Below are 26,092 nucleotides of genomic sequence, written 5' to 3'. Positions count from 1 at the left end.
GACGATTGGTACGCCTCAGGGCGTGAAGTGCCGTCTCCGGATCGATGCGACGCGATCGCCGCCAATGGAACACACGCAGGATGGAAGCCAACGTCAAGGCAAGAGGCGTGGCAACTGTCAGCCAAGGCGGTGCGATCATCATGTGCGTTGCGGCGACCGCCCAGGTGCTCGACATCAGGATGAAATACATCATCGGCATTTGCCGGGAAAGCGCGCGATACTGTGCCTGCAGCAGCTCCGGATTATCGGCCGGAACTGCCATGAATTGCCGAATTTTGTCGAACAGTTGCCGCACTGAGGCGCCCTTTCCATGATTGGTCGGCTTTTTGGTGAGGGTTCTCAGCGTCATGCTGGATCTACTGGAGCAGTGAGAAAGACTATAGCCCGCCCGGCAGCGCATGTTTCTGCTGCAGAACCCTTGTGCGCTTGGCTGACTCTCTCGCGTCTTCTGCGAGGCCGGATGTCGCAATCGGCATGCGGAATGCGCACCTATGTGAAGCAGACGGGTTTCTTTCCGGGCCGCCCCGCCCGCCGGCCGTGGATGGCAAAGGTGGCGTATTTTCGTCTGCGTTCGTCAAGGTGTTTCCTCGGAGCCTCCTCGATGGCTGTAGAGATTTGCTTCTGTACGACCATTCGTTCCTGGGTATCCGATAGAGTGCTTGTGATATGTTAAGGATCGGTTCGCGTCATTCGAACCGAACGTCATCGATGCCGGCAGCTGGCATCGCCACGTCCAGAGACGGTCTGTACGATTTCCGGAAGCCTCGCCGCCGCAAAAGCCGGCAGCCGGGCCGCAATCAGAGTGGAAGAATTGTGACGATGCCGATATTGTGAGTTGATTGCCGGCCGGACAGGCGGCATTCCTCTGATTGGAGGCGGACAAATGCCGGCAGTCGATAACATCTCGCTGACCTTTGCGCGGTTGAACGCCGAGCAACGCGTCGCGTGGGTCGACAGCCTGACAACGTCTATCGCGGACCTTGTTCAAGATATGGGTGAGGAATTCGATGACGATATCGTATGCAAGCTTCTCGATATCGGCCGAATGCTTCAGACCATGCGCGAAGATCTCGCCATGATCGACGACCCAGGCAACCGCGCCATCATCTCCCATGTTCACGAGATAATTTGCGCCATGCGGACCTGTGTCGGATGGAAGGTCGGCGTCTCGGCATTTCACTGAACGGGATCAAGCCGAGCGCCGGAATTGGCGCTTTTCACATTCTTCGTTCCTCCGGGAGGAAGTGCGATGGTGTCGCCGGACCGTTCGGCGGACGGCCTGGTTTAGAACCGCTCCATCTCCCGACCGACCTTCATCAGAAATCGGTTGCGGGAAATATCGGTCGAGCGGTTCATGTCGTAGTGAGCAAGGAAGACGACCGGAGCGAAGGGCTTGATCTGGGCGCGTAGCACGCGCTTGACGATCCTCTTCGGCGGATTGCCGGCAATGAAGGCGCGGAATGGATCGGCGCCGTAGGTCAAGACCGCGCCGAGCTTGCGGATATGCTGCAGCTTCGAGCGCACCTTGCCGTCGACGAGTTCGAAGGAGACGCCGGGCAGCCAGACCCGGTCGAAATAGCCCTTGAGGATGGCCGGAAAGCCGAAATTCCAGACCGGAGTGACGATCACCAGGGCCTCGGTGCGCTCCAGCCGTTCGACATAGGATTTGACCGCCTCGATATTGTCTGGATAGTCGTGGTAGATCATGCGGTCGCGACGCGACAGCACGGGATCGAAGCCTTCCGCGTAAAGATTGCAATCGTCGATTTCGTGACCGGCACTCCTCAGGCTTTCGATGGTTTTCCGGTGCAGCGCGGCACCATAGCTTTCCTCGACTGGATGGGAATGAAGGACAAGGACCTTCATGAGGCCTCCATCAGCGCCGCAAGGCCGGGGAAGAGATAGTTCCTGCCGGATTTGAAATCGAAATTCGGATCGTCCCAGGCGATCATCTTGCCGGGATTGAGCAGGCCCTTCGGATCGGTTTCCTTCTTGAAGGCAAGCTGGACCGCATCCGTCTGCTTCATGCCGCCTTCTTCAAGCGTATAGCGATGCGGATTGAAGATCGGGCAGCCGTGATCCTGGTGAATCCTGATGATCTCCTCGAGCCGCGTCTCGGAGGTGTAGCGCACCAGGGGCAGCCCGGAACACTGGATCTGTCCGTCGAACCTGATGAATTCGAGATGGCCTGGCACCTCGTCGCCGAAGATTTCCACCATCTTCTGCACTTTGGCGACGTGATCCGGCCCCGGATATTGCACCTGCAGATAGGTGATCGACGGATCGACCTTCAGGGCGCGCAGCGTGGTGTGGTTCCAGGCAAGCTCATAGGCATGCGGTATGCCCTTCATGCTCTCGACCTTGTCGGAGCGGAAGGTGATCTCGCCCTTCTGCTGCATCGTGAAGGCGACGAACGGGTCCATCGCATGCGGCGCGATCATCAGCGCCACGATCGATTGCCCCTGACGGATATAGGGCTTGTGGCGGGCAAAATAGTCCTGCGGGATGGGAGCGGCGATCGGGGCGATCTCCTTGACGAGAATGCCGTTGCATTTGGCAAGCGCATCGGAAAACCGTACGGCATCCATGAAGTCGTCATAGCCGACCAGCACGTCCACCCAATCATAGGCCGGCGCCAGCGGCATTTCGATCTCCGTGATGATGCCGTTTGTGCCGTAGGCGTGGCTGACCTTGGTCAGATCCCAGCCTGTGAGATCGAGCGTGCGGGGCTCCGCCTCCATCGTCACGACGCGCAGGCGCAGGATATTGCCGAGGTCGCGCAGGCCGCCCCAGGTGATGGAGCCGACACCGCCAGAGCCGCCGGCGATGAAGCCGCCGATGGTCGCCGTCTGCGCGGTCGAGGGATGGAAGCGCAGCTCCTGGCCCGAATGGGCCTTGGTCTGGCGGTCGAGTTCGGCAATGACGATGCCTGGCTCGCAGATGACGCGGCCGGGATGGATCTCCTTGATCCTGTTCATGGCGGCAAGATTGAGCACGATGCCGCCGGAAAGCGGCATGGCCTGGCCGTAATTGCCTGTGCCGGCGCCGCGCGGCGTGACGGGAACGTCATGCGCATAGGCGACCTTCAGCGTGCGGATCACGTCTTCCTCGGTCTTCGGGGTGACGACGAGATCGGCCGTGACGTTGTCGAGCTGGGCTTTCAGGATCGGCGAATACCAATAGAAGTCCCGGCTCTTCTGGCGCACGAGCGCCGGATTGTCTTCGACGGCAATACCTTCGAGTTCTTTCTTGATGCGCTGATAATCCGGCATGTTCAGGCTCCAATGACGCTGTCGAGTTCACGATAATCCGGCAGGCTGCGATCGATCACCTTGCCCTTGCGAAGGACGACGCGATCGGACTGTGGACGGGAAAGGAATTCGCTCCAGCGCCGGGCGCTGAAAAGCACGAGATCGGCGGGGCTGCCGACGGCGATCCGGCCGATATCCGGGCGGCCGAGAATGCTGGCGGGCGACGTGGTGATAACGCGGGCGGCTGTATCCAGCGGATGGTCGAGATGCAGGATGCGCACGGCCTCCCGGAACACTTCCACCGGATCGAGATCGCCATAGGCATAGAAGGGGTCGCGGGTATTGTCGGAGGCGACCGCGGTCGGCACGCCGGCGCTAGCAAGCTCGTGCAGAAGCGTCACGCCCCGCCAGCGCGGTGTGCGGCCGGCGTGGCGCTCCTGCAGATACATGTTGCACATCGGCAGCGAGACGATGGATATCCCGGCCTTGGCGACGAGATCGATGGTGGCGCGCGCCACATCCTCGTCCTGCCGGGCAAGCGAGCAGCAATGGCCGGCGGTCACCTTGCCCGTAAAGCCGTTGCGAAGCACGGCTTCGGCAAGCGCCTTCAGCGTCAGCACCTGCTTGTCCTCGGTCTCGTCGACATGCAGATCGACATCGAGACCGTGGTCGGCGGCAGCCCACAAAAGCTTGTCGAGCTGCGCGTCGATGTCCGGATTCATCTGCGTGACGCCGCCCATCAAGCCGCCAGCTTCGCGCACGACGCGGAGGAGGTCGGCAAAAAACGCGTCATCCACCATGCTGTCGAGCGGAAAGAGGGCAACGGCCTGCAGTGCGATCTTGTCCTTCCACGCTTCGCGGACCGAGGTGAAGACCTCGAAGGAAATGCGGTGTTGCGGCGCCAGTGAATCCAGATGGGTGCGTATCAGGCCGGTGCCGTGGGCGTAAGCCGAACGTAACGAGAATTCCATGCGCCTGCGTACGTCGTCTGCCGACCAGTTGGCCTCGCGGTCGGCACGCACCGCATCGAGCGCACCTGTGAAGCTGCCATCCGGGTTCGATTGCCGCTCCCATATGTGGCCCTTGTCGAGATGGGTGTGCATGTCGGCGAAAGTCGGCCAGACCATGCCGTCGCGCATGTCGATCTTGGCATATTCCACCGGTACGGAGCCGGGCGCGCGGATATCGCTGACGAGGCCGTCGGCAACGACGATATCGGCCTTGACAAGCCCCTCGTTGGCGGGTGCCTGAAAGCCGGCCAGCGTCACAGCGGGAACGGTGGCATTGCTCAGCACGAAGCGGGCGGCATTCGGTGGCGACATGAAGGCGTGGGACATCAATTCTCCCGCTTGAGGCTGCTCTCATGCCAGCGATGCAGGCTCAGCCATGAGAGGAACGAGGTGAAGGCGAAGATGGCGACGCCGAGCGCCGACAGAAGCAGGAGTGCCGCAAAGAGCCGCGGCATGTTCTGGCGGTATTGTGCCTCGAGCAGGCGGAACGCCAGGCCCGAATTCGCACCGCCGGAGCCGGCGGCGAATTCGGCGACGACCGACGCGATCAGCGACAGGCCGCCGCCGATTCTCAAGCCCGTCATGAAATAGGGCTGGGCCGCCGGCAGTTTCAGATGCAGCAAGGCCTGCCAGCGCGAGGCGCCATAGAGGTCGAAGAGGTTGAGCAGATTGTGGTCGACGCTCTTCAAGCCCTGTACCATGTTGGAAAGGATCGGAAAGAAGGCGACGAGAAAGCCGCAGATCAGAAGTGCGGCTTCGCGCGTCGGGGCGTAGATCAGGATCAGCGGTGCGATCGCGACGATCGGCGTCACCTGCAGGATGACGGCGAGCGGATAGAAGGCAAGTTCGATCCAACGGGACTGCACGAGGAAGATTGCAAAGCCGACGCCGCCAATGAGCGCCAGGATCAGCGATACGAAGGTGATCTCGGTCGTCACCCACAAAGCCGGCCAAAGGATGCCCCAATCGGAGACGAGCGCCCTGGCGACGGCGACCGGGCTCGGCAGGATATATTGCGGAATGCCGGCGCCGACGACGAGTAGCTGCCAGAGGACGAGAAGCGCAAGTACAGTCAGGATCGGCACGAGGATTCCGAGCGCCCGTTCGAGATTGCGCTTCCTGCCGGCCGCGGCCGAAGGCGCATCGGCGGATTCAATGGAAAGAGTGGCATGCAGGCTGGTGCTGTCGCTCATCAATGGGCCTCCGGCCAGCCGATGGCCTCGATCAGGGAACGGGACACTTTTTCGCACACCTGCCGATATTCTTCCGATGAGCGATAAAGAGGATCGCGCTCGCCGCTGGTTTCCAATGGAAAGTCGGTGTGGACGCGGCCGGGCCGTGCCTTCATGACGACGATGCGGTTGGAGAGATAGGCGGACTCATAGACGGAATGCGTGACGAAGATGACGGTGATGCCAGTCGTCTGCCACAGACGCAAAACATCGTCGTTCAGTTTCTGGCGGGTGATTTCGTCGAGTGCCGCGAAGGGTTCGTCCATCAGCAGCAGCTTCGGTTTCGTCACCAGCGCGCGGGCGATCGAAACCCGCATCTTCATGCCGCCGGACAATTCGCGCGGATAGGCATCGGCGAAGTCCTGCAGGCCGACCGTGGCCAATGTTGCCATGATCTGTTCGTGCGCGGCAATCGTCGACACTCCCCGCAGCTTCAGCGGCAGATGAACGTTGCCGAACACCGTCTTCCAGGGAAGCAGCGTCGGCTCCTGGAATACGAAACTGATATCGCCTTCCGGCAGGCCCTTCGCGTTGATGCGCGAACTCGGCCAGTCGATCCTGCCGCTGGAAGCGCCCCCGAGGCCGGCAATGATGCGCAAGGCCGTCGACTTGCCGCAGCCGGAGGGGCCGAGCAGGCTGATGAACTCGCCGCTCTCCACATTGAGCGACATGCCGGAAAGTGCCAGCGTGCCGTTGGAGAAGATCTTGGAGACCTGCTCCATGATGACGAGCGGCCGCTTGCGTATTTCCGCGGAGGGGACAGTGGTTGCTTTGGATAGGGTCATATCCGGTTCTCTGTCGAAGTCGGCAATTGGGTTTAGAGCAAGAAGTGCCCCCTCACCCTAACCCTCTCCCCGCTTGCGGGGAGAGGGATGATCGTGTTCGCGGTCACTCATTACAATCGCAACAGCCCATGACGGCAGTTGCTGCTTTCGCGGTTCGGCGGTGGCGCTTCCTGCTCCATCGCTCCCTCTCCTCGCAAGCGGGGAGAGGGCTAGGGTGAGGGGCTGCCTTGCGCCAATGTTACTTCTTCAGCGACATGCCGACGCCCTTGCAGACGAATTGCGGGTCGAAGGCCTTCTTGTAATCGATATCGGCATCGAAGAGCTTGATCTGGACCATCTCGTCGAAGAACTTCTTGTAGTGCGCTTCGGTGATGCAACCGATGCCCTTGCCGAGGGCGTCGCCGGATTCCACGATGCCATATTCCTTCATCTTGGCGATCGAATACGCGATCTGGCCATCCGTCATATCGGGATTGTCCTTTTTGATCAGCTCGTTGGCCGCCTTGTTGTCGCCGTAGAGATAGTTGTACCAGCCCTCGATCGAGGCATTGACGAAGCGTTGCACGAGATCGGGGTTCTTGTCGACAAGTGCCTTCTGCGCGGTGATCATCGTCGAATAGGGCGAGTAGCCGGCATCGGCGATCAGGAAGACCTTCGGCTTCCAGCCGGCCTGCTTCTCGATTTCATAAGGCTCCGAAGTCACATAGCCCTGCTGCGCCGACTGCTTGTCGGCCAGGAACGGAGCCGGGCTGAAATTGTAGGGCTTGAACTGTTCGTCCTTGAAGCCCGGGAAGTTCGCCTTCATCCACTCGAAATAGGTGATGTAGCCATCCTTGCTGAGGAACAACGTCGGCAGCTTGGCGAGGTCCTCGAATTTTTCCACGCCTGCATCCGGATGAGCGATGAGAACCTGCGGATCCTTCTGGAAGATGGCCGCGACATCAACGATCGGAATCCCCTGCTTGACCGCATCGATTTCCTGCTGTGGGCCGCCCATGTAGAAATCGAGCTTGCCGGAGACGAGCAGTGCCTGGTTGGCGGCGTTGGGACCACCCTGAACAATGGTGACGTCAAGACCGTATTTTTTATAGGTGCCGTCGGCGATCGCCTGGTAGAAGCCGCCGTGCTCGGCCTGTGCAAGCCAGTTGGTGCCATAGGTGACTTTGTCGAGCGCATTTGCAGGCTCGGCCACCGCGATCGCTGCGGCCAGGCCTATGACGGCGAAGAATGCTTTTGTCTTCAATGCGTTATACATGGCTGACTGTTCCCTCTATCTGCCATGGGACATCATTGTTGGCGCCCATTTCCTGCATTTGAGCGGTTGCTTTGCGCTTTGAAAAGCATCAAAATTCGTGCGCATTGATGCCTTTTTGGCATCTGTTAGCGAGCCTGTGCCTAAATTGTGCGGCCTGGGCAAAAAATAAGCAATTGGAACAGGCATGCTGCACTCGAGACGGCTTCTTTATATCAACGAGATTGCCCGCTGCGGCTCGATCCGCAAGGCGGCCGCGCGGCTCAACGTGGCCTCGTCTGCGATCAACCGGCAGATTCTGGCATTGGAGGAGGAGATGGGCGCGCCGCTCTTCGAACGTCTGCCGCGCGGGCTGAGGCTGACGGCTGCGGGGGAGCTCTGCATCGAGCACATCCGCGAGGTATTGAAGAACTACGAGCGACTGGAGGGGCGTATCCGCAGCCTCAAAATGCAACAGGCCGGCAAGGTCAGGATGGTCGCGACGGTTGGCCTTACGGGTGGTCCCCTGCCTGAGATCATCGCGCGCTTTCTCTCCGAACATCCAAGGGTTTTCATTCAGTTGCGCAACGATGCCGGTACGACGACCATTGCGCCGGTGGTCTCTGGCGAAGTCGATATCGGTCTCGGTTTCAACATACCGGCGACACCCGGCATCCGCTCGCTCGGCAATTTCGACATACCGATCGGCGTGGTGCTGCCGCCCGGTCATCCCTTGATCGGGTCGGGGCCGATCAACCTTGCAGACGTTGTGGAGGAGCGGCTGCTACTGGCCCAGCCCGGCACCAGCCTGCGTGACATCATCAATTTGACGCTGGCCCGTCTTGCCGTTCAGGTCGAGCCTGCACTGGAGAGCAATGCGTCGGAAATGCTCAAGCAGATGGTCAAATGCGGGGCTGGGCTGACCCTGCTCAATCCGCTCGATGTGATCACCGAATGCCGCCGCGGCGAGCTGGTGTTCCGGCCGATCGCCGAGCCGCATTCGCGGTCCCAGCCGATGAAGCTCTTCGCCCGCGCCCGCGCGCCGCTCGATGCTGCCACCAGCCTCTTCGTCGAGTATCTGCTCGCCGAACTTGCCGGTATGGTGGAGGAGCTGCAGTCCAAAGGGCATATCATTCCGCTCTCCGAACGACGCCGCTCCGATGCCTATTTCGAGTAGAGATTTGAGAGGGGATAGTCGCGCAGATCGCGCAGCATCTCGATGAAGCCGGCGACCTCGTGGCGGCAGATGAGCGCGCCCTTCTCCGCCGTGCCGTTGGCGGCATTGCCGACGACGCCGTTCGGATTGAGATCGTGGGCGATCCAGGCGAGTGAATGCGGCGGCAAGGGCTGCAGATACTTCGAATGTTCCTTCATCCATTCCGCCTTGGAGGCGAAGTTCTCAGCCTTGTCCATCCGCACGAGTTCAGGCCGGAAATGCAGCATGAGCGAAGTTTCGACATCGCCGCCATGGATGCCGAAGCGCTGCTCGTGCTCGTCGATCATGCCGTCAGGCGTGCCGAAGCGGGTCCACTGCGTGGCGACGACAGCCATTTGATGGCGTACGCGCAGCTCGCGCGCGACGATGCCCATGATGTCGAGATTGCCGCCGTGGGAATTGACGATGACCATCTTGCGGATGCCGGCCTCGGCGACCTTGGCGCCGATGGCGGTCCAGACCGGGATCAGCAGCTCCGCACCGAGCGACAGCGTACCGGGACCGTGGATATGTTCATTGGCTTTGCCGATCTGCTGCACCGGCAGCACGAGGAAATCGATATCGTCGGGTCGCTGGATCTTCAGTTCCGCCAGCATGCCTTCGGCGATCGCGACATCCGTTGCGATCGGCAGATGCGGGCCGTGCTGTTCCGTCGAGGCAATCGGCAGGATCGCAATCGTGGTCTCGGGCGAGAGATCGGCGAAATCATAGGTGTTGAGTTCGTTCCAATAGAAGGGCTTCGCCATCGCCATATCCTCTCGTCAGCGTCGCTTATCCTCAACGGATACGGCAAGGACGGTAACGGTGGAAAGCATCAATTTGCGGGCGTGCCGCTGCCTTTTTGCGTACACCTGAGGCGCAAGCGCGAAACGCTTTCCGGCATTCCGCTCTAAAGACCGAGAGTACTAAGCCAGCTATCGAAGCTTGGAGCGTCTTTGGCGCGCAGACACAGTTCCGTCTTGAATTCTCCGGAATGCTTGCGGACCTCGCTCGGATTATAGCCGAATTCATGGGTGAACGCCCTGCAGAAATTGGCCGCGGACTCAAAGCCGAACTGATTGGCAATGTCGGCGATCTTCCGGCTGTTGGCGGGGTCGTTCAGTGCCGCACGGGCTGCGAGAAGCCGTCTCCTGCGGATATAGTTCAGTACGCCGCCCGATGTCTGGAACAGTTCATAGAGCCGGGTCCGTGAAATTCCCAGTTCGCGGCTTAGCGCTTCGGGCGTCAAATCTGCCGAAGCCAGATTGCACTGGATGAAATGCCGTGCCCTTGTCATCAACCCGCTTTGCGAGGTCTCGGCGTCGATGTGGCAATGCGTCAGGGGAGCGATGCTATGGAACACCATCTCCCGAAGCTGGTTCCTGACGCTTAACAGATCATCTCTGGTCAGGCGATTCAGATTTGCTTCCAGAAAATCGACGTAACTCGCAAGCAGCGATACGCGCGTGCCGGCAAGGACTATATTGCTGCTTGCGCTCGGCAGTCCGCCATAGGCTGCAAACAGATCGCATGGCAGGATCAAGGCTACGGATTGCGCGGGCAATGTTCGTCCGTAAAATGGACAGCCCAACATCCGTATTTCCATCATTCCCGGCCGGTTCTCGACAACCTTTCCGTTGACGCTCGTCCAGGTTCTCCCGTTGCGCAGAAAGGTGATTTGCCAATGATCGATCGAACTGAAGCGCACTTTCTCGGCGGAGCGCTCGAAGCTGAATGCCGGGGCATCCTGCTGGATCAAAAGCGCGCCCTCGAGATTCCAAACGGTCTGCTTTGCGTTGAAGGGCTGGTCAGCCTTCGCTTGTTCCGGCAAGCGCATGTCGACCAGCGGGGCCATACGCTCCTGCCACGCGATAAACTGCTGGTCGGGACATAGGTCCTGACTGGAAAACGCAAGAGACGCCAATCCCGTTGCTTCCTGCGCTTCGCTGAAGAGCGGCGTTTGAAGAGTCCGTGGCCAGCGACGTCTTTCCATCGGCCTGGACGTTTCAGGGAAAATCTCGGCTTTACTCCACATCATCGTAGCGGCCCCTCGACACTACATGGCACATCGCATCTGATGCGGTCGCGACACGCCCCTTGACAACTTGTGGTATGCGTGAGGCCGGCCAATCAGGCTCGAAATCGGGTTTTTTCTGTGGACCGGCGCATCTTTCCGAAACTTTAGGCTAGCTTTTTGCTTCGCAAACAGGCAAAGACCTCGCCACATACCTGTGTGGAACATTGGCTGGACGGATACGGACGAGGCTGTTTCTTGGTCTCCGACGACAGGATTTGCCGTGCTTAATCGCGCCTCCACCGAAGAATTGGCAAAAGCCAAGGGTGTTTGACTGACAGTTCCAGGCAGCCATGGCAAGCGATGCAAAACTTGTACCCGAAAGGGTGACATGAACGCGGACCTTATTTTGTATCTGCAAATAGAATTAAACAGAATCTGTTAATATTTTCAAGATCTCTGTGCTGTAGGTTGAAATAATTTCCGCAAATGTGAATACAAAGAAATCAAGACAAGGAAGTAAACGAATGATTTCAAATTGGACCCGCCTTCATCTGCATCTTAATCGTTACATATTGAGTTCGGCTCTCGTATTCATAAGTACGATTTTATTTCTCTCCGTTTCTGTAGAGGGAGCTGCGGCGGCAGGCGCGGGCCAATATAAATACAAAACCATCGATCTTTACATGAAGAAAAGTGAGAACAATACTTATTTTTACGGATCCGGTCAGGTCCAGAGAAAGATGACTGTTTCTTCCGACGAGTATTTCAAGGGCTCTCCCTATGTCTGCACGCCAAGCGGATTTGGCAGAACGTCACATTGCTACTCGCGGCACTAATTAGGATCGGTTTGGCGGGCTTCGTTGACCGCCGGAATGTGGTACAGGGCCATCGTTTCCAATGGCCCTGCGGTTGAGCGGTTCAACGCCGCCCGGTGCGACGCGCCTTTGCGTCGTTTCTTTGCACGCGCGCACTATCATGCCCGCAGATGCCTTTTGACATAATCGCCGCGGTGCAATTTCAAAATCTCATCGCCACGCTTTGTCGGGCTGTGCCGGAACACATACCATTTTCCATTCGGGGCGCGTTTCTGGTAAATAACCCCTGCTTTCTCACGATGCAGAAAGCAGGACACATCGCGTGCGGCATATTTCCTGCTGTACCAGACGGCACTCATGCACATTTTGCCGCCGTTCGTCGTATACCAGCGGCCTCTCGCATAGGATTTTTCCTTACCCGTATGCGACCATGCTACAAAATGCCGGCCCTTGGCTGAGAAAAACCCCGCGCCGGTTTTCCATATCCAGGAACGACCGGCATAAAGCTTTCGCAGATCCGCGGCACTCATCGGTGCTGCCCGAACGGCTTGGCGAGCGATCATGCGATCGGCATGCTGCTGGCTGGCAGCATGTGCGGTGCCGCCGAGCAGCAGCAGCGAGATCAGTACGTTCAACATCCAGAGTCGAAACAGGGACATCTTTGCCTCCTTTCAGCCCGTTGCAGGTCAATTCAGCAGCGGGCTGACAACGCGCCAATCCGGCCGCCCGAGGTTATGGGGCCATGGATAGACCTCGCGATCGTCGAAATACACCACCGCGACGAGATCCTTGAATTCGGAGTGAGGCTTGTTGGCTTCTTCGGCCCAGGCATGGACATAGTCCTCATTGCCCTGGTAGCCCAGCTCCGCGATGACGATCGGCTTTTTGTATTTCTTGACGCGTTCATAACCTGGCTTGGTCGCTTCGACGAATGTCGAGTCGCGCCCAAGCGTGTACTTGTCGAAGGGCTGATAGCCGAAGACCGAAAGCCCGACGACATCGACATACTGATCGCCCGGATAGTAGGCTTCAAGCCCTTCCTTGCCCATCGGCGACCACATGTATTTGGCCGAAGGAAGATAGCGCCGGCATACGTCGACGACGTGCCTGTATGCCTTCACATATCCTTCGGGGCTCCAGTAAGCCCAGGTAAACTGTCCGTTCTTTTCGTCCATTTCCTGAGCCCAGCGAATGGTCACCGGCTGCTGGAGCTTGGCCGCCGCCGAGCAGATCGACGCCATGTTCGTGTCGTAGTGCCCGTCGAGAACCCCCTTGAGCAGGTCGTTTGGAGTGACACGCCAGTTGCGCGCCCAGGACCATGGCTCGATGGTCAGCAGCAGCGAGCGGCCGCGTTGGCGCGCATAGATGTCTGCCGCGCTCAAGGTCGCAAGATCGACATCTTCCCAGGGAATAAACAGGTGCTCGATCTTGGGATTGGTATCGCTGGAAAAATCTCCGTTCGGATCATAGGCTCCGCCCGGAAGCGATTGCGGCGTGATGATCGGCCGCTTGTCGTGGAACGTACCTTGGTTGCCTGTCTTTGGTTCGAGACCGTTGTTGGCAGCGTACATTACTCCGGACAAGCCTGCGAAGCAAAGTACGGCTGCGGTCAGTTTGAATGCCGTTTTCATTGCACTGCCTCCTTCCTCAGCTCGGCGTTGCTCGTGTTCAAGGTAGTCTTCACGACGCTTAGCCGCTGTGAAACCAGATCGCTGGCGACCAACTTCTGCGCCTCATCGGCTTGGTTGGGCACGCCATGGCGAAAGACGAACCAGGCTCCGCCGGATTCGCGTTTTTGATAGATGGTATTGTCGAGAACTCGATGGAGGAAGCAGGTTTTCGCAGGGAACTTGCCGTTCGCTGCGTGCCAGGTTGCATCCAAACACAGGCGTCCCGCATCGTCCACAGTCCAGCGGCCTTCGGCCCAGGACGGGCCTTTGGCTCCGTCGACCCAAGCGGAAAACTGCCGGTTCGCATCCTGCATCCGCCCGGCGCCGTCGGGCCATTGCCAGCTCCTGTCCCGGTAGAGCTGGTAAAGCTCAAACGCCGTCATCGGGCGGGCTTTGGCCGGCATTTTAAGGCTCGGCTCCGCGGCTGCCGCGCTCGCCGGCGCGGCGAGCCCGAAGACGGCGACAATAGCAAGCGTTGCCGCACTTGCGCGGGCCAAAAGGCGTATGATGTTATCTGATGGTGCCATTTTCTCTCTCCCGCGTAACGGCTGAAGAAGCCTTTGCCGTCCGAAGCGATTTATTTCTCAGTCTCATCATGCTTTGAAGATCGCCTTCCGCGCAGGCGGGGCGTCCTATGGTGGAAATGCGGAATCCGAGCTGCAGGGCGGCTTCCACCTGCAAGGCGTTCCTGAGATCCACGAGGATTGGCTGGCGCATATTGTTCTTCAGTTGCGCCAGATCCAGATTCTTGATGATTGCCCATTCCGTCATGACGACTGCTGCGTCGGCATCCCTTACGCATTCGTAGGGATCGTCGCAGAACACCACATGATCGAGCATACTGGCGGCATTCTCGATGCCGACCGGATCATAGGCACGGATATGACCGCCGAAGCGCTGCAGCGCCTCGATCAGCCGTACCGACGGCGCCTCGCGCATATCGTCGGTGTCGGGTTTGAAGGTGAGGCCCAGGATGGCGATGGTCCGGCCGTCGATGCTGCCGCCGAGCGCTTCCATGACTTTAAGAGCCATGCGTCGCTTGCGGGCATCGTTGGCGATGATGGTCTCTTCTACGATGCGCAGCTCGACGCCGTAATCCTGTGCGGTTCGCAGGAGGGCCTGCGTGTCTTTCGGAAAGCAAGAACCGCCGAATCCAGGTCCCGGCGCCAGAAAAGTCGTTCCTATGCGTCTGTCGAGGCCCATTCCGAGCGCCAGCTCCTCGACATCGCTGCCCACCTGTTCGCAGAGATCGGCAAGTTCGTTGATGAACGTTATCTTGGCGGCGAGGAACGCATTGGCGGCATATTTGATCAGTTCCGCGGTGCGCCGCGTGGTGACGAGGATCGGCGTTTCCTGCAGGCCCATAGGGACATCATAAAGTTCCAGGAGGCGCTTGCACGCGCGTTCGTCGTCGACACCGATCACGACCCGGTCCGGCGCGAGAAAATCGCACACCGCGAGACCTTCACGAAGAAATTCCGGATTGGAAGCGACGGAGAATGTGCCCGGTTTGCGTACCGCGCCAATGATCTTCTGCACCACATCTCCCGTGCCGACCGGAACGGTTGATTTCAGTACGACGACGGTATCGTCAGTGATCAGCGGCGCAAGCTCGCAGGCGGCAAGATAGATACAGGACAGATCCGTCTCGACCCGATCGATGCGAGGAGGCGTTGCGACAACGATGAAGACGATGGCGGCTCCGGTGACGGCGCTGTTCAGATTGCAGGTGAAATCAAGCCTTCCCGCAGCATAGTTGCGCTCGACCATCTCATCGAGGTGAGGCTCGTAGATCGGCATCCTGCCTTGATGGAGATCGGCAATCTTGCGCGTATTCTTATCGACGCAGATGACCGTATGCCCCCATTCGGCAAAGCACGTGCCGCTAACCAATCCTACATATCCAGTTCCGATAACAGCGATCTTCATTTGCGGCTGCGCTCATGCGCCCTTCCTGTCAGAAGCTTCCGTCATTGCACTATTGTCCCGCCAATGCGGAGCGAACATGATCCTATGCTGCCGACGTCCGCTTATTCCCGCTCCTGCGACCGGTGAATGTTCGGCGAAAAGCGCATAGCCGCCTGTGCTCCAGGTCAATGAGAACAGTCCTTCCGGACCATGCTCCGTGACGGCAAAGCCCGGCAGGGCGACTAGAACGAGCAATGCGCTCGCAACAGCAGGACGATAGAAACGGCTGCTCATGGAAATAGTGTTTTCGTAAGCATGCTTGATGATGATCACCAGCAGCAGCAGCGTGTAGATCGCTGCATTCATCGTGGCGAAGATGTAAAATCCGCTGGTTTCTCCGGCATCACGAATCGACAGAACAGGTAATATGGAGACGAAGGATAGAACTGCATAAGGTGCCAGTACCCGGAAGGGCAGCGGATCGACATTGGACGAACCCTTCGGCGTCACACGAAAATCGACGAAAGACCCAGTCATCCAATCACGTATGGCAGCAATCGTTCCAGCAAGCGCCCAAGGCCAGCGAGCAAACAGGAACAACGTCACTTCCCAGCTCAAAATCTTCGCGTCAAATGGCCTGAACGTACCGGTGCGGCGCCAGCGATAGGCAAACGCAATCAGCAAGACAGATTGCGGCATGAAATGGATGAGGAAGCCAGGATAGGATACATCAACAAAGCTACGCCCATCCACAAGAGCTATCACCGGCAGTAAAAACATCAAAGCCATGAATATCGAGAACAGCGGGTACCAAAGCTCGGAGAACAGGAACTGTGCCTTGAGACGCGGCGGCAGATGCGGCAACAACTTAGGTGAATATTGCAGCAGTACCATCATCAAGCTGCGCGACCACTGGAACTCCTGGGTGACAAGGTCACTGAAGGTTCGTGGACCATCGCCATGAGCGATGGCATCGATCGCGTGGACGCCGCGCCAGCCATGCGCATTCATCATGAGCGTCGTTGAATGGTCCTCGGCAAGTTCGGGACCGAGGCCGCCAATATCTTTCAAAGCGGCGGTACGAACGCCATAATGCGAACCGATGCAAAGCGGTGCCAGCCCATTGTTGAAACCTGCCTGCAGGGGGCCGTGCATGCTTGCTTCGGCATAAAGGCGTCCGCGCGCGGACCAGCTTTCGCGGGCATTGCTGTCACAGATACTGGGCGCGGACACGTAGCCGATAGCAGGATCTGCGAAGGGACGCAGCATCTGATAAAGGTAGTCCTGTGCCGGGACATGATCGGCATCGAGCTGGACGACGAAGTCGTAATGCTCATAGCCGTAATGATCGTAGAAGAAAGCGAGGTTGCCCTCCTTGCAGCGCGTGCGGCGCGGCCAGGTCTTTCGATGATAGTCATCACGCCCCTTGCGGGTCGAAAGATAAACGCCGTGTCTGTTGCACCAATCGACCGTCGCAGGCGAGGGATCCTCGTCCGCAAGCCAGGTATCATGCGGCACCGCCTGTGCCAGCATGGCGCGCAAGGTATGGGCAACCACATCGAACGGCTCGGATGGCGCCTTTGTCACGACCATAGCGACCCGGCTTGCCTCAGGCAGGCGCAAAGGTCCGTTCGGCTTTCGTGCGCGATAAAAGACGATCACGAAATAGGCCGGGAGAAGGGTCGTCCATGCCAAAACGGCGGTGACCAGAATGGATCCGAGCGGATTGACATGATGTGCCGGCAGAAGCCACCAGCGCCAGAGATAGACGAGCGCGGCAAACCATATAGCGGCGCAGACGATATACTCAACGCGCCGATAGCCTGAAAGGACGGGAACCATCAACGGTTCGTCCTGCGTCGCGCATGGATTTGTTCGGGGCGCCGTCATCGCTGGATCTCCAATCCGAAGAATGGAGCGGCCGTTCGGATGATGGTTTCGATATCGGAATAAAGAGGCCGAAAACCGAGCTTTTCGGCAGCCAGATCGGATGCGGCATAGAGAGCCGGCGGATCGCCGTCCCGTCGAGGACGCATGGCGACCGGAACGGAGCGTTTCGAGGCAAGTCCGATTGCGTCGAGAACCTCTCTGATCGAAGTCCCGCGGCCGGTCCCAAGATTGACGGCGAGATTGGCGCCGTCGGTCTTCAGATAATCGACCGCCAGAACATGGGCGCGGGCAAGGTCCATGACATGGATGTAGTCGCGGATGCATGTGCCGTCCGGAGTATCATAGTCGTTGCCGTAGATTTCGAGACAGTCGATGGAACCGGTTGCCGCAAGCAGCGCTCGCGGGATTAGATGGGTCTCCGGATCGTGCCATTCGCCAAGCTCCTGCTCAGGGTCCGCTCCTGCCGCATTGAAGTAGCGCAATGCGACATAGCGGAGTCCGTAGGCAGCCGCATAATCGGCCAGCATGTGTTCGGCGATAAGCTTCGTTCTACCGTAGGGATTTATGGGCTGCTGCGGTTCGCATTCGCGAATCGGCAGTTGCTCCGGTATGCCGTAGACTGCACAGCTCGACGAAAATATGAGCTTGTCGGTTCCGGTCAAACGGCAGGCCTCCAGCAGGGAATGCGTGCCGCTGACATTGTTCGAATAGTACTTGGCCGGCTTTTCGACTGATTCGCCGACGTAGGCCGAGGCCGCGAAATGGATGACCGCGGCGGGCCGGTGCTTCTCGATGGTCTCGACAAGACGAGGCGTGTCGAGAATGTCGCCTTCGACGAACGGACCCCAACGTACCGATGCAAGGTGACCCGTCGAGAGATTGTCATAGACGATCGGTTCATAACCCTGCCTGTAGAGCAGCTTGGCGGTGTGGCTGCCGATGAAGCCGGCTCCGCCCGCAACGAGGATGGCGGTCCTGGACATCAGACAACCTCGACAAGCTCGCTGTTCGGCCGGACGAGCTGGCGCTCGAAGTAGGCAACCGTCGCCTCGAGACCTTCTGCCAGGGCAATAGACGGCTCCCATCCCAATTCCTGTTTCGCAGTCGTGATATCTGGACGGCGCTGGCGGGGGTCGTCGATCGGCAAAGGCTTGTAGACGATCTTTGATGGCGAATGGGTCAAGGCGATGACCTGTTCGGCAAGCTCGCGCACGCTGAACTCAACCGGATTGCCGAGATTGACCGGCACGTTGAGCGTCACGGAATCGCTCATCAGCCGGGTAAAACCCTCGACGAGGTCATCGACATAGCAGAAGGAGCGCGTCTGCGATCCATCTCCATAGACCGTAATCGGCTGTCCCTTGAGGGCCTGGACGATGAAGTTGGAAACGACGCGGCCATCGTCCGGGCGCATGCGCGGACCATAGGTGTTGAAGATGCGTGCGATCCTGATATCGACGCCGTGCCTCGTGTGGAAGTCGTGGAAAAGCGTTTCGGCGGAACGCTTTCCTTCGTCGTAACAGGAGCGTGGACCGAAAGAATTGACATTGCCCCAGTAGCCTTCCGGCTGCGGGTGAACATGCGGGTCCCCATAGATTTCAGAGGTGGAGGCCTGGAATATCCGGGCCTGATGACGTACGGCCAGTTCAAGCAGATTCAGCGAACCGAAGACGCAGGTTTTCATCGTCTGGACGGGATCTGCCTGATAGTGGACTGGCGAGGCCGGGCAGGCCAGGTTGTAGATTTCGTCGATGGGCAGATCGATGGAATTGACGATGTCGTGACGAATGAAGCTGAACGTATCGAAACGCAGAAGATGTCTTAGATTTTCCATACGCCCGGTCGAGAAGTCATCCAGGCAGATGACTTGACAGCCACTGCGCAGTAGTCGCTCGCAAAGATGAGATCCAAGGAATCCAGCGCCGCCTGCAATGAGAACCGTGCGGCGCTCGAACATTTTCGAATATAAACTGGCAGATCTGAACGGCATATTCATATAACTCTCCAACTCAATACGAAGGTACGCAAAGATATACCGGTCGCCTCTTCAGAGGGGCGCGTCCGAAGGCGTCATTATTAGGATAGCTCCAGTAACGACGATGATTAATAAATTACTAATGTTGTTCTCTATTGTCGTTATCGAGCAATTCGGAAAATTGATAATCTGTCCATTTATTGGTTGTGAAAACTCAATAACGAGGCAAATACAGTTGTATTTCATGCCGGTAACATCCCGCGTGAATTGTAGTTGTGAGATTTCATAACTCTGCAACAGCCGTTAAACAAAGAGCGGGTGGACCATGAAACGCCGCTTCCTCATGGACCTATTCAACGATCTGCCGTCGCCTTCCTGGTATTTGTCGCCCATTCCTGCGCAGAACGCGCGTGCGCGACGCTAACGGACGTATCTGGTGATCGGATGAGGTATCCGCGATCCTTGCTGCAGACGCGCCGCGGCTAGTTATGGTCTCATTGCTGAGTGCCTCTGCCGCCAGGACGCGATATGGGCGGTTGCCGAACTGGCGGTTTCAAGCTTGTTGCAAGCTTCGTCATATTGTGACAATGTATAATTTGCCAAAAATGAGCATAAAATATGTGTATTTAAGTTAAGATTTATGCTCGCTCATGAAGAATACTTGTAATAATCACACTACGAGGGGAGTCTTTCATGGACAGGCATGATCAATCGGAAAATATCGGACCGAGCCGGCGAGAGTTTGTCGAAGGCTGTGGAAAATATGCGGTCGTGGCGCCGCCGGTTCTGACCTTCTTGCTTTCAACCACGCTGAGTTCGGGCGCGATCGCCAAGTCCGGCCAAGGCAACAACGGCTACGGCAATGGCGGCGATGATGGCGTGCCGGGCAACTCCGGCAAGGAAGACAACGATCGCTGATCGATTTGCCGCGGAACATGCTGTTGCTGCCGGGTAGGGATATTCTCGTTGAGCAGTTGGGCAATGCTTTTGTATTGTTCAACTGCCGAGAGCAGCGGATATATGAAATCGACGGCCCTGCGGCCTGGACCTGGCGGCATGTTTCAAATTCTGCCGCAGGCATAGGTTGGCGGCAATTGGCGGCGCAATTTTCATCCGAATTCAAGCTGGCGAAGCCGGACGCCGAAGCCCTGCTCGATCGCTACGTCGGGCTGGGTATCCTTTATGCGTGCCAGGGCTCGGCGTCCATTTTCGCGATTGCTCTGAATGGCTCCAGATGGATGATCGAGTGCCCCGATATCTTATCCGCAGAATTGAGGCGGCTCTTTCGCGGCGTCGTCATTCCAATGGAGCCGGGATGCAGGCATGAACATCTCGTCATCAGGCTCGATGCGGATCGATATGAGCTGGCTGCGGCCGGCAAAAGCATAGGCATGTTCCGTCGGGCTGAAATTATCCCGGCAGTAAAAGCCTTTCTGACAGATGCATTGCTGCAGACGGATTTCACGCTCGCGCTGCATGCGGCTCTTCTGCGGCTTGCGGACAGGCAATTGCTGATTGCGGGTGCCCCAGGAGCAGGCAAGACGACGCTCGCACTTGCCCTGGCGGCCGAAAATGGATGTTCGCTGTTCGGCGATGACGTCGTCATCGTTGACGAGATGGGCGGGCTTCGAGGCATTCCGTTTCCAGCTGCCGTCAAGAGCGGAAGCTGGCCGCTTTTGCAGGCTTTCCATCCTGAAGTCGCGTCATGCCCCATCTACGCTCGTTCCGACGGAAAAGAGGTCAGATTTATTCCCGGCGATATCGATGGCGGCCATATTGCACCGGCGAGCTCGACGACAATGATCTTCCTCCGTCAGAATGCTGCGCGTCGGCAATCATTGTCTGGAATGTCGCCTCTTCTGGCCTTCCAAAGATTGCTCGCCGAAGCCGCCGCGCCCGCTCACAAGCTGACCGATCGGGCGTTCGCCGCGCTGAGCAAGGCCGTCAACATCTCCCAGGCATATGAAATGGAGGTCGGCCAGCTCGGAGAAGCCGTCGAGATCATACGGGATCTTTAACGCTCTTCGAGGCGCGGGTTCTGAGGAGTTTCTGCCCCTTGCGCATAAGACGTCCGGGCAGTTCGTTCCATGGCCCTCGAAATCGCCAGCGGATCTGCACGATGCGGATGCCCCAAGCGGCGCGGCCAATTGCCCGGACGGCACTTCCCAGCAAGGGGTGATATTCCCTGGATCGCAGACTGTGATGCCACTTCACCCATGCTGGAATTGGCCTGTCTCGTACGATTTCGGTTCCGAAAATCGAGCGCAGCGCCAATAGTTGTGCGTCCAGCATTGCTCGGCCCAAGGGATCCGAAAGCAGCATATCCAATTCATGCCAATCGATCCGGTCGGATTCTCGTGCTAGCCGGTAAAGTTCAAAAAGGTTTCGCAGGTCGATATGAAGAGCCCAAAGATGCCCGTCCTTCAGCATGTCGTGCACAATCCAGTGCTGGGCCTGAAGTGTCGGCGAAAGGATGCGCGCCCTTCCTGACCCGATACGGATTTCCTCGGAATGTTTCGAAAGGCTCGCCTCCGAGGGCCAATATTGGGGATATCTGCCGGGTGGATAATGCAGATCGACAGCCCCGACATCCTTGGATCTGCCCCAGCCGAGAGCTTCGATCGGAACATATCCCAGCTGAAGCAGGCACTTTTGCGCCGTTTCCTTTTCATGATCGGTAACGGTGACGTCGATGTCGCGCATGATGCGATCCGCGGGGCGATCCGCGCTTGCAGGTGCGAGGAGTGCCGTGCCCTTGTTCAGCGTCGGTACGATCCCTGCAACGTTCAACGCGGCAACCAGCTCCTCCAGTTGCGCACGCAGCCGTGCATTTCTGACCGCATTGCAGCGGTGGATGAAATTCAGGAACGAAAACACGTCTTCCGGCAGAAGGTCTTGCAGGCCGTTTGCCGATATGGCCGACCAAATTGCCGGCGTCAGCAAAGTATTGTTCGCAAGTGCCAATACCGCGTCCCAATCCGTCGCACCCGATGGATCTCCTCGTAAGCAAGATGCGAGCTGCATAAAGATTAATGCGGTCGATTTCATTTTTGTTGTTCTGGCATTGCGCCGGACTTTATTTATAGAGTTCCCGGCGACGTTTGTAGCATATTGACTTAAATTAAGGAACAAGTACTCCGTATAGAATATAAGCGGATCTATTTCTATCAAAGCATCGGCGATACGAATGCTAAATAGTCCAGACCCGGCATCGTTGGAGAGAGTGAGGCAGGGTGGGCGGGCCAAAAATTTGCTGCCGGATTCCCCCCGTCATCGGGCATCGTGAAAGATGATGCCGACGGTGTGACGCATCCCGGAGCGGACCCGGCTGACGCCATGACGGAGATTGACGCGATAGCTTCCCTTCGCTCCCCGGACGGGGCGATTATGAACCGCGAAGGCGACGGCATCGCCTTGCCGAAGCGGCACGACTTCCACGCGGCTTTGCATGCGCGGCCGCTGCTCGGTCAAAACGAACTCGCCTCCGGTAAAGTCGCGGCCAGGCTCGGAAAGCAGAATTGCGACCTGGATGGGAAAGGCAAGCTCGCCGTATAGGTCTTGGTGCAGGCAATTGAAGTCGCCCGGCTTATATTGCAGCAGCAGCGGCGTCGGGCGTTTCTGGCCGGCATCATGGCATTGCATGAGGAAGGCGGCGTGCTCGTCGGGATAGCGCTCCTCAATGCCCATCCGTTCGTTCCAGCCGTTTGCGATGCCGGCCAGCCGAGGATAAAGCGCGGTGCGCAATCCCCCCAGAAGCTCCGGCAGCGGATAGCTGAAATAACGGTATTCACCTTTGCCGAAACCGTGACGCGCCATGACGACATGGCTTCGAAAGTGACATTCCTCAGGGTAAAGCCTCGAGATCTCATCGCACTCCTCGGGTGAGAGAAGCCGCGGGATAACGGCGCAGCCGAAACCGTCGAGCTCTCCTGCAAGGGCCTTCCAATCATAAGTGTCGACCCGGGTTGCGACGGAACCTCTCATGGAAGCCGGAGCAAAAGCAGATGTGTTCATGTCCTATCCTCGGTTTGGGCGGGCGCTCCAGGGCGTTCGATGTGCCAGGATGCTGCGAGAACCGGGATTCTACCGCCCGGGCCGGCGCGGCGGCCACCCGATTTCCGATATGGCGCGTGCGCTGCAGCCGTTTAAAGCCGCTGCATAATTTTATCCTTAGATCGATCCCGATTCAGGGAACCATGCAGTGGGCAATAGGGGCGGGCACCGAAAATCCTCACGCAAACGCAGCGCGACGTGCTGAAAGCGACCCGATGCCCATCAAGGCGGCGAGGATGACCGGGATGCAGACGAGATATGCCGCGCGGATACCGGCATGTTCGGCAACGAAACCCAGCAATGGCGGAGCCAGGAAGAAGACGACGAAAGACATTTGTCCGAGCGCTGCAACATTGACATGGGCTGGACGGTCGGTGCGCTGGGCGGTGGCCGAAACGGCGAGCGGATAGACTGCGCTGCAGCCGGCGCCCATGAAGGCGAAGCCGAGGAGTGCCACATTGGAATGCGGCGCAAGCCAGACGGCGCAAAGGCCTGCAGCCGAAAGGAGCAGGAGGAAGAGCGCAACGGACCGAGAGCCGAAGCGATCGACGAATCCGTCGGCAAACAGTCTCGCCAGTGCCATGAAGAAGGTAAACAGCGTCAGTCCGAGACCGCCGATGAAGGGTTCGACGTGAAAGACGTCGCGCATATAGATCGCCGACCAATCGATGCCGGCGCCCTCGACCAGGAAGGCGGCGATACCGATCACGCAAAGAGGCAGCAGGCCCAATGTCGGTAACGCGACATGGCCTGCCTCCGGGTGATCCTGGGTCGGGCGTGCCGGCGCATTGCGCATGCCGGCGATCGCCAACGAACCTACAGCAAGGACGAAGGTGAATGTCAGGGCAAGGTGCAGCTGCATCGAAATGCCGGCCTGCCGGATGGCCGAAGATGCGAGCGCGGTGACGAAGAAGCCGAGGCTCCAGAAGCCATGAGCGCGGTTCATCACACCTCGGCCGAGCTGCGCCTCGATACGGTCGATCTCGACGTTGAGATTGATTTCGAGCGCTCCGGCAAGCAGGCCCTCGCAAAACAGGACGGCAAAGACCAGAAGAGCCGCTCCCATCCAGGGCACCAGCGCCAGGGATGCGGAGGTTCCAAGCACGGTGATGAATGCCGTCCTGCGCGCGCCAAGGCGTGCGACGATCGGTGACACGAAGGTAAGCGATATCAGCGCGCCGATAGCGGCGCCGATCAGCGTCAGGCCGAGCTCTGATTTGTCGATCTGCAAGGCGTCCTGAAGGTCGGGAAGGCGCGACAGCAACGCGCCCATCGACACCGCAAAGAGGAAAAAGCAGACATAAATTCGCTGCTGCGGTTCAAGGCGCATTTTGAAGCTCCGAAGAATCTGAATACAAGTGAGACGAAGAGGTCTATCCGAAAGCAACCAGTGATGGCAATAAGAAGAGCCTTGAATCATCATACAAATTGGTGACGCTTGCCAATTCGGCAAATGCGGCAAACCCGGTCAGAAACAAAACCTGCCGACTGGACAAACAGGCTTGCCGACCTAACTCCCCCGACTGGACACGCACAAATCGCATCGCCCTCCATTTCTCACCGGCAAGGCGATCAGTGAGATTCCATGTTCATCCTTCATCAGCGGATCAAGAAACGGTAGATCAGATATGGGATTAGCACCGCTCACCCGGCCAGCGGGCCAGATGCCGCAAACGGATTTGCACAGCTACAGGCTGATGCCGCTCTCCAGCTGTCCTATCCTGGGGAGCAGTGCCGCATCGGGATTGCCGTCCGGCGTGCTTTTTTCTGGACGCTCCTTCGAGGCCGCGAGCGACAACTCACTGTCCTGCTGCGGTCGCTATAATTTGAGGAACAGCCTGCATCAGGGCGTCGCCGCCATTGGCGATGACGGACATCTGATCTTTGCCGTCAACAGCTGGGTGAGCGGCCAGCGCTGCACGGTCATGGGGGCCTTCGACCCGATGGGCAAGCCCATTGCGCCGACCAGACCCCAGCAGGATTTGCTTGGAAGGTATTTCCAGTCGCCCGAGCGGCCCATCGTCCTCGATTCGAAGGCGAAGAGCGACATCGGCTTCAAGACGAACGGGCTCAATCCGAACGTCGGTGTCTATGTCGGCAACAAGACCATCATATTCGACGTTAAGGCGCGCTCGTCGGATGGTAATACCGAAGGCAGCGCCACGATAACAACCGATTTCAACGGCAAGGTTCAGGATCAGCTCTATAAGGTGTCGACTAAGGATAAAAATTCCTCGCTGAGCGGCACCTATGAGCGCAAAGGCACCCAGACAACCGAGAGCGTGGAAGCGTCTTGGGACAAGTGGTCCCTGGCGGGCAAGCATTCCCGGGATGGTGCAAGCAGGAGCCGCGAGCTCGATCTTTCCTATCGCGCCACGGACAATATAACGATCAAGGCGTCCTGGCGTCCGGATGTGAAGCTGCCATCCACGCCTCCGCGCATAACCGACTATTCGATCTTTTCAGCCACCAACCACAACACGCCGCCGGCTCCCCCCAACTACAGCAACTATATGATCACGCTCGAAATTAAGTGGCCGTGAAGCTTGCTTTTCTGGGTGGCGAAGAGCCGCCTGCAGGCGATAACAGCAACCTGCAGACGGCTTGATCGGACTTAGTTCGAGGACTTCGATGCTTCAAGCGTTGCAATTTGCCGGCAGTGACGACCGCTTGCGCGTGCCGATCAACACCAGCACCAAGCCGGCAGCGGCCAGTAGTCCTCCAGCGATCGAGACTGCCGCATAGCTGAAACCAAGGCTGATGACGGCAGCACCGGTTGCCGCACCCAAGGCATTGCCCAGATTGAAAGCCCCGACATTGATGGAAGAGGCGAGGCCTGGCGCTTCCGCTGCCGCCTCCATGACGCGCATCTGCACTGGCGGGACGATGGCAAATGCTGCCCCACCCCAAAGAAGCAAACCGATGGCGGCTCCCGCGTGGGTCGCCATTGCCAATGGCAGCACGAACATGATGGCTGAGAGCAGAGCAAGGAAGATCTTGGTCGCACCGTCGAGCGACCAGTCGGCAAGCCGCCCGCCGAGCCAGTTGCCGATCGTGAAG

The 26,092-nt window shown here is 58.3% G+C and carries 23 protein-coding genes and 2 pseudogenes; 5 read left to right on the top strand and 20 right to left on the bottom strand.

Annotated features, from left to right (window positions below; all coding sequences use genetic code 11):
- Window positions 1–349: pseudogene (locus Q4Q11_RS20725) on the bottom strand (hypothetical protein); the annotation flags it as partial.
- Between the two features lie 534 nt (window positions 350–883).
- On the opposite strand from Q4Q11_RS20725, the gene Q4Q11_RS20720 reads away from it, so the two are divergent.
- The gene (locus Q4Q11_RS20720) at window positions 884–1,183 is read left to right on the top strand and encodes a hypothetical protein (RefSeq protein ID WP_498570668.1); all 300 of its coding nucleotides are present in this window, start codon (window positions 884–886) and stop codon (window positions 1,181–1,183) included.
- Between the two features lie 101 nt (window positions 1,184–1,284).
- Here Q4Q11_RS20720 and Q4Q11_RS20715 read toward each other — a convergent pair whose 3' ends face one another.
- From Q4Q11_RS20715 to Q4Q11_RS20690, 6 genes are all read right to left on the bottom strand, one after another.
- A complete protein-coding gene (locus tag Q4Q11_RS20715) occupies window positions 1,285–1,866 on the bottom strand; it encodes an NAD(P)H-dependent oxidoreductase (RefSeq protein ID WP_498570667.1) in 582 nt (193 codons plus the stop codon).
- Entirely contained in the window at window positions 1,863–3,272 is a 1,410-nt protein-coding gene (locus tag Q4Q11_RS20710; RefSeq protein WP_498570666.1) for an FAD-binding oxidoreductase, read from the bottom strand. Before Q4Q11_RS20710 ends, Q4Q11_RS20715 begins: the two co-directional genes overlap by 4 nt.
- A 2-nt stretch (window positions 3,273–3,274) precedes the next feature.
- Window positions 3,275–4,588, bottom strand: a complete 1,314-nt coding sequence (locus Q4Q11_RS20705) for a cytosine deaminase (protein WP_498570665.1) — start codon at window positions 4,586–4,588, stop codon at window positions 3,275–3,277.
- Window positions 4,588–5,454 (bottom strand): ABC transporter permease, encoded by an 867-nt coding sequence (locus tag Q4Q11_RS20700; protein WP_498570664.1) that lies wholly within the window; start codon window positions 5,452–5,454, stop codon window positions 4,588–4,590. The genes Q4Q11_RS20705 and Q4Q11_RS20700 overlap by 1 nt, the downstream gene beginning before the upstream one ends.
- Window positions 5,454–6,278, bottom strand: coding sequence for an ABC transporter ATP-binding protein (locus tag Q4Q11_RS20695; RefSeq protein WP_498570663.1), 825 nt, complete (start codon window positions 6,276–6,278; stop codon window positions 5,454–5,456). Before Q4Q11_RS20695 ends, Q4Q11_RS20700 begins: the two co-directional genes overlap by 1 nt.
- Before the next feature lie 238 nt (window positions 6,279–6,516).
- Entirely contained in the window at window positions 6,517–7,533 is a 1,017-nt protein-coding gene (locus Q4Q11_RS20690) for an ABC transporter substrate-binding protein (protein ID WP_113214284.1), read from the bottom strand.
- Window positions 7,534–7,717: 184 nt separating this feature from the next.
- Here Q4Q11_RS20690 and Q4Q11_RS20685 point away from each other — a divergent pair, with 184 nt between their 5' ends.
- Window positions 7,718–8,686 (top strand): LysR family transcriptional regulator, encoded by a 969-nt coding sequence (locus tag Q4Q11_RS20685; RefSeq protein WP_498570662.1) that lies wholly within the window; start codon window positions 7,718–7,720, stop codon window positions 8,684–8,686.
- On the opposite strand, the gene Q4Q11_RS20680 is transcribed toward Q4Q11_RS20685, so the two are convergent.
- The 9 genes from Q4Q11_RS20680 to Q4Q11_RS20640 form a co-directional block, all read right to left on the bottom strand.
- Window positions 8,674–9,471: a creatininase family protein gene (locus Q4Q11_RS20680; protein WP_498570661.1), complete on the bottom strand. Its 798-nt coding sequence runs from the start codon at window positions 9,469–9,471 to the stop codon at window positions 8,674–8,676. The two genes, Q4Q11_RS20685 and Q4Q11_RS20680, sit on opposite strands and share 13 nt — an antisense overlap.
- A gap of 143 nt (window positions 9,472–9,614) precedes the next feature.
- The gene (locus tag Q4Q11_RS20675; protein WP_498570660.1) at window positions 9,615–10,742 is read right to left on the bottom strand and encodes a helix-turn-helix domain-containing protein; all 1,128 of its coding nucleotides are present in this window, start codon (window positions 10,740–10,742) and stop codon (window positions 9,615–9,617) included.
- A 952-nt stretch (window positions 10,743–11,694) separates the two neighbouring features.
- Window positions 11,695–12,195: a DUF995 domain-containing protein gene (locus tag Q4Q11_RS20670; RefSeq protein ID WP_498570659.1), complete on the bottom strand. Its 501-nt coding sequence runs from the start codon at window positions 12,193–12,195 to the stop codon at window positions 11,695–11,697.
- A 27-nt stretch (window positions 12,196–12,222) separates the two neighbouring features.
- Window positions 12,223–13,167 (bottom strand): glycoside hydrolase family 26 protein, encoded by a 945-nt coding sequence (locus tag Q4Q11_RS20665; RefSeq protein ID WP_498570658.1) that lies wholly within the window; start codon window positions 13,165–13,167, stop codon window positions 12,223–12,225.
- A complete protein-coding gene (locus Q4Q11_RS20660; protein ID WP_498570657.1) occupies window positions 13,164–13,733 on the bottom strand; it encodes a DUF995 domain-containing protein in 570 nt (189 codons plus the stop codon). Before Q4Q11_RS20660 ends, Q4Q11_RS20665 begins: the two co-directional genes overlap by 4 nt.
- Window positions 13,717–15,135, bottom strand: coding sequence for a UDP-glucose dehydrogenase family protein (locus tag Q4Q11_RS20655; RefSeq protein ID WP_498570656.1), 1,419 nt, complete (start codon window positions 15,133–15,135; stop codon window positions 13,717–13,719). Before Q4Q11_RS20655 ends, Q4Q11_RS20660 begins: the two co-directional genes overlap by 17 nt.
- Before the next feature lie 12 nt (window positions 15,136–15,147).
- Complete coding sequence (locus Q4Q11_RS20650) at window positions 15,148–17,004, bottom strand: glycosyltransferase family 2 protein (RefSeq protein WP_498570655.1); 1,857 nt, start codon at window positions 17,002–17,004, stop codon at window positions 15,148–15,150.
- On the bottom strand, window positions 17,001–17,987 hold the full coding sequence (galE, locus tag Q4Q11_RS20645; RefSeq protein WP_498570654.1) for a UDP-glucose 4-epimerase GalE: 987 nt from the start codon (window positions 17,985–17,987) through the stop codon (window positions 17,001–17,003). The genes Q4Q11_RS20650 and galE overlap by 4 nt, the downstream gene beginning before the upstream one ends.
- Window positions 17,987–19,000 carry a UDP-glucuronic acid decarboxylase family protein gene (locus Q4Q11_RS20640; protein WP_498570653.1) on the bottom strand — a complete coding sequence of 338 codons (1,014 nt, stop codon included), beginning with the start codon at window positions 18,998–19,000 and terminating at the stop codon, window positions 17,987–17,989. Before Q4Q11_RS20640 ends, galE begins: the two co-directional genes overlap by 1 nt.
- 672 nt (window positions 19,001–19,672) lie before the next feature.
- Between Q4Q11_RS20640 and Q4Q11_RS20635 the strand changes: the two genes are divergently transcribed.
- Together Q4Q11_RS20635 and Q4Q11_RS20630 are read left to right on the top strand one after the other, a co-directional pair.
- The gene (locus Q4Q11_RS20635; protein WP_041678118.1) at window positions 19,673–19,897 is read left to right on the top strand and encodes a hypothetical protein; all 225 of its coding nucleotides are present in this window, start codon (window positions 19,673–19,675) and stop codon (window positions 19,895–19,897) included.
- 176 nt (window positions 19,898–20,073) lie between these two features.
- Window positions 20,074–20,997, top strand: a complete 924-nt coding sequence (locus tag Q4Q11_RS20630) for a transporter (protein WP_498570652.1) — start codon at window positions 20,074–20,076, stop codon at window positions 20,995–20,997.
- On the opposite strand, the gene Q4Q11_RS20625 is transcribed toward Q4Q11_RS20630, so the two are convergent.
- From Q4Q11_RS20625 to Q4Q11_RS20615, 3 genes are all read right to left on the bottom strand, one after another.
- A complete protein-coding gene (locus Q4Q11_RS20625; RefSeq protein ID WP_498570651.1) occupies window positions 20,981–22,225 on the bottom strand; it encodes a nucleotidyltransferase family protein in 1,245 nt (414 codons plus the stop codon). The genes Q4Q11_RS20630 and Q4Q11_RS20625 overlap by 17 nt on opposite strands.
- Before the next feature lie 24 nt (window positions 22,226–22,249).
- A complete protein-coding gene (locus Q4Q11_RS20620) occupies window positions 22,250–22,993 on the bottom strand; it encodes a 2OG-Fe(II) oxygenase (RefSeq protein WP_112512806.1) in 744 nt (247 codons plus the stop codon).
- A 217-nt stretch (window positions 22,994–23,210) separates the two neighbouring features.
- Complete coding sequence (locus Q4Q11_RS20615; protein ID WP_498570650.1) at window positions 23,211–24,362, bottom strand: MFS transporter; 1,152 nt, start codon at window positions 24,360–24,362, stop codon at window positions 23,211–23,213.
- Window positions 24,363–24,789: 427 nt separating this feature from the next.
- Here Q4Q11_RS20615 and Q4Q11_RS20610 point away from each other — a divergent pair, with 427 nt between their 5' ends.
- Window positions 24,790–25,575, top strand: coding sequence for a hypothetical protein (locus tag Q4Q11_RS20610; RefSeq protein ID WP_498570649.1), 786 nt, complete (start codon window positions 24,790–24,792; stop codon window positions 25,573–25,575).
- 93 nt (window positions 25,576–25,668) lie between these two features.
- Here Q4Q11_RS20610 and Q4Q11_RS20605 read toward each other — a convergent pair.
- A pseudogene (locus Q4Q11_RS20605) lies at window positions 25,669–26,092 on the bottom strand (MFS transporter); the annotation flags it as partial.

This window comes from Rhizobium sp. UFLA01-1127, assembly GCF_059803845.1.
This window is presented reverse-complemented; position numbering and strand designations above follow the sequence as displayed.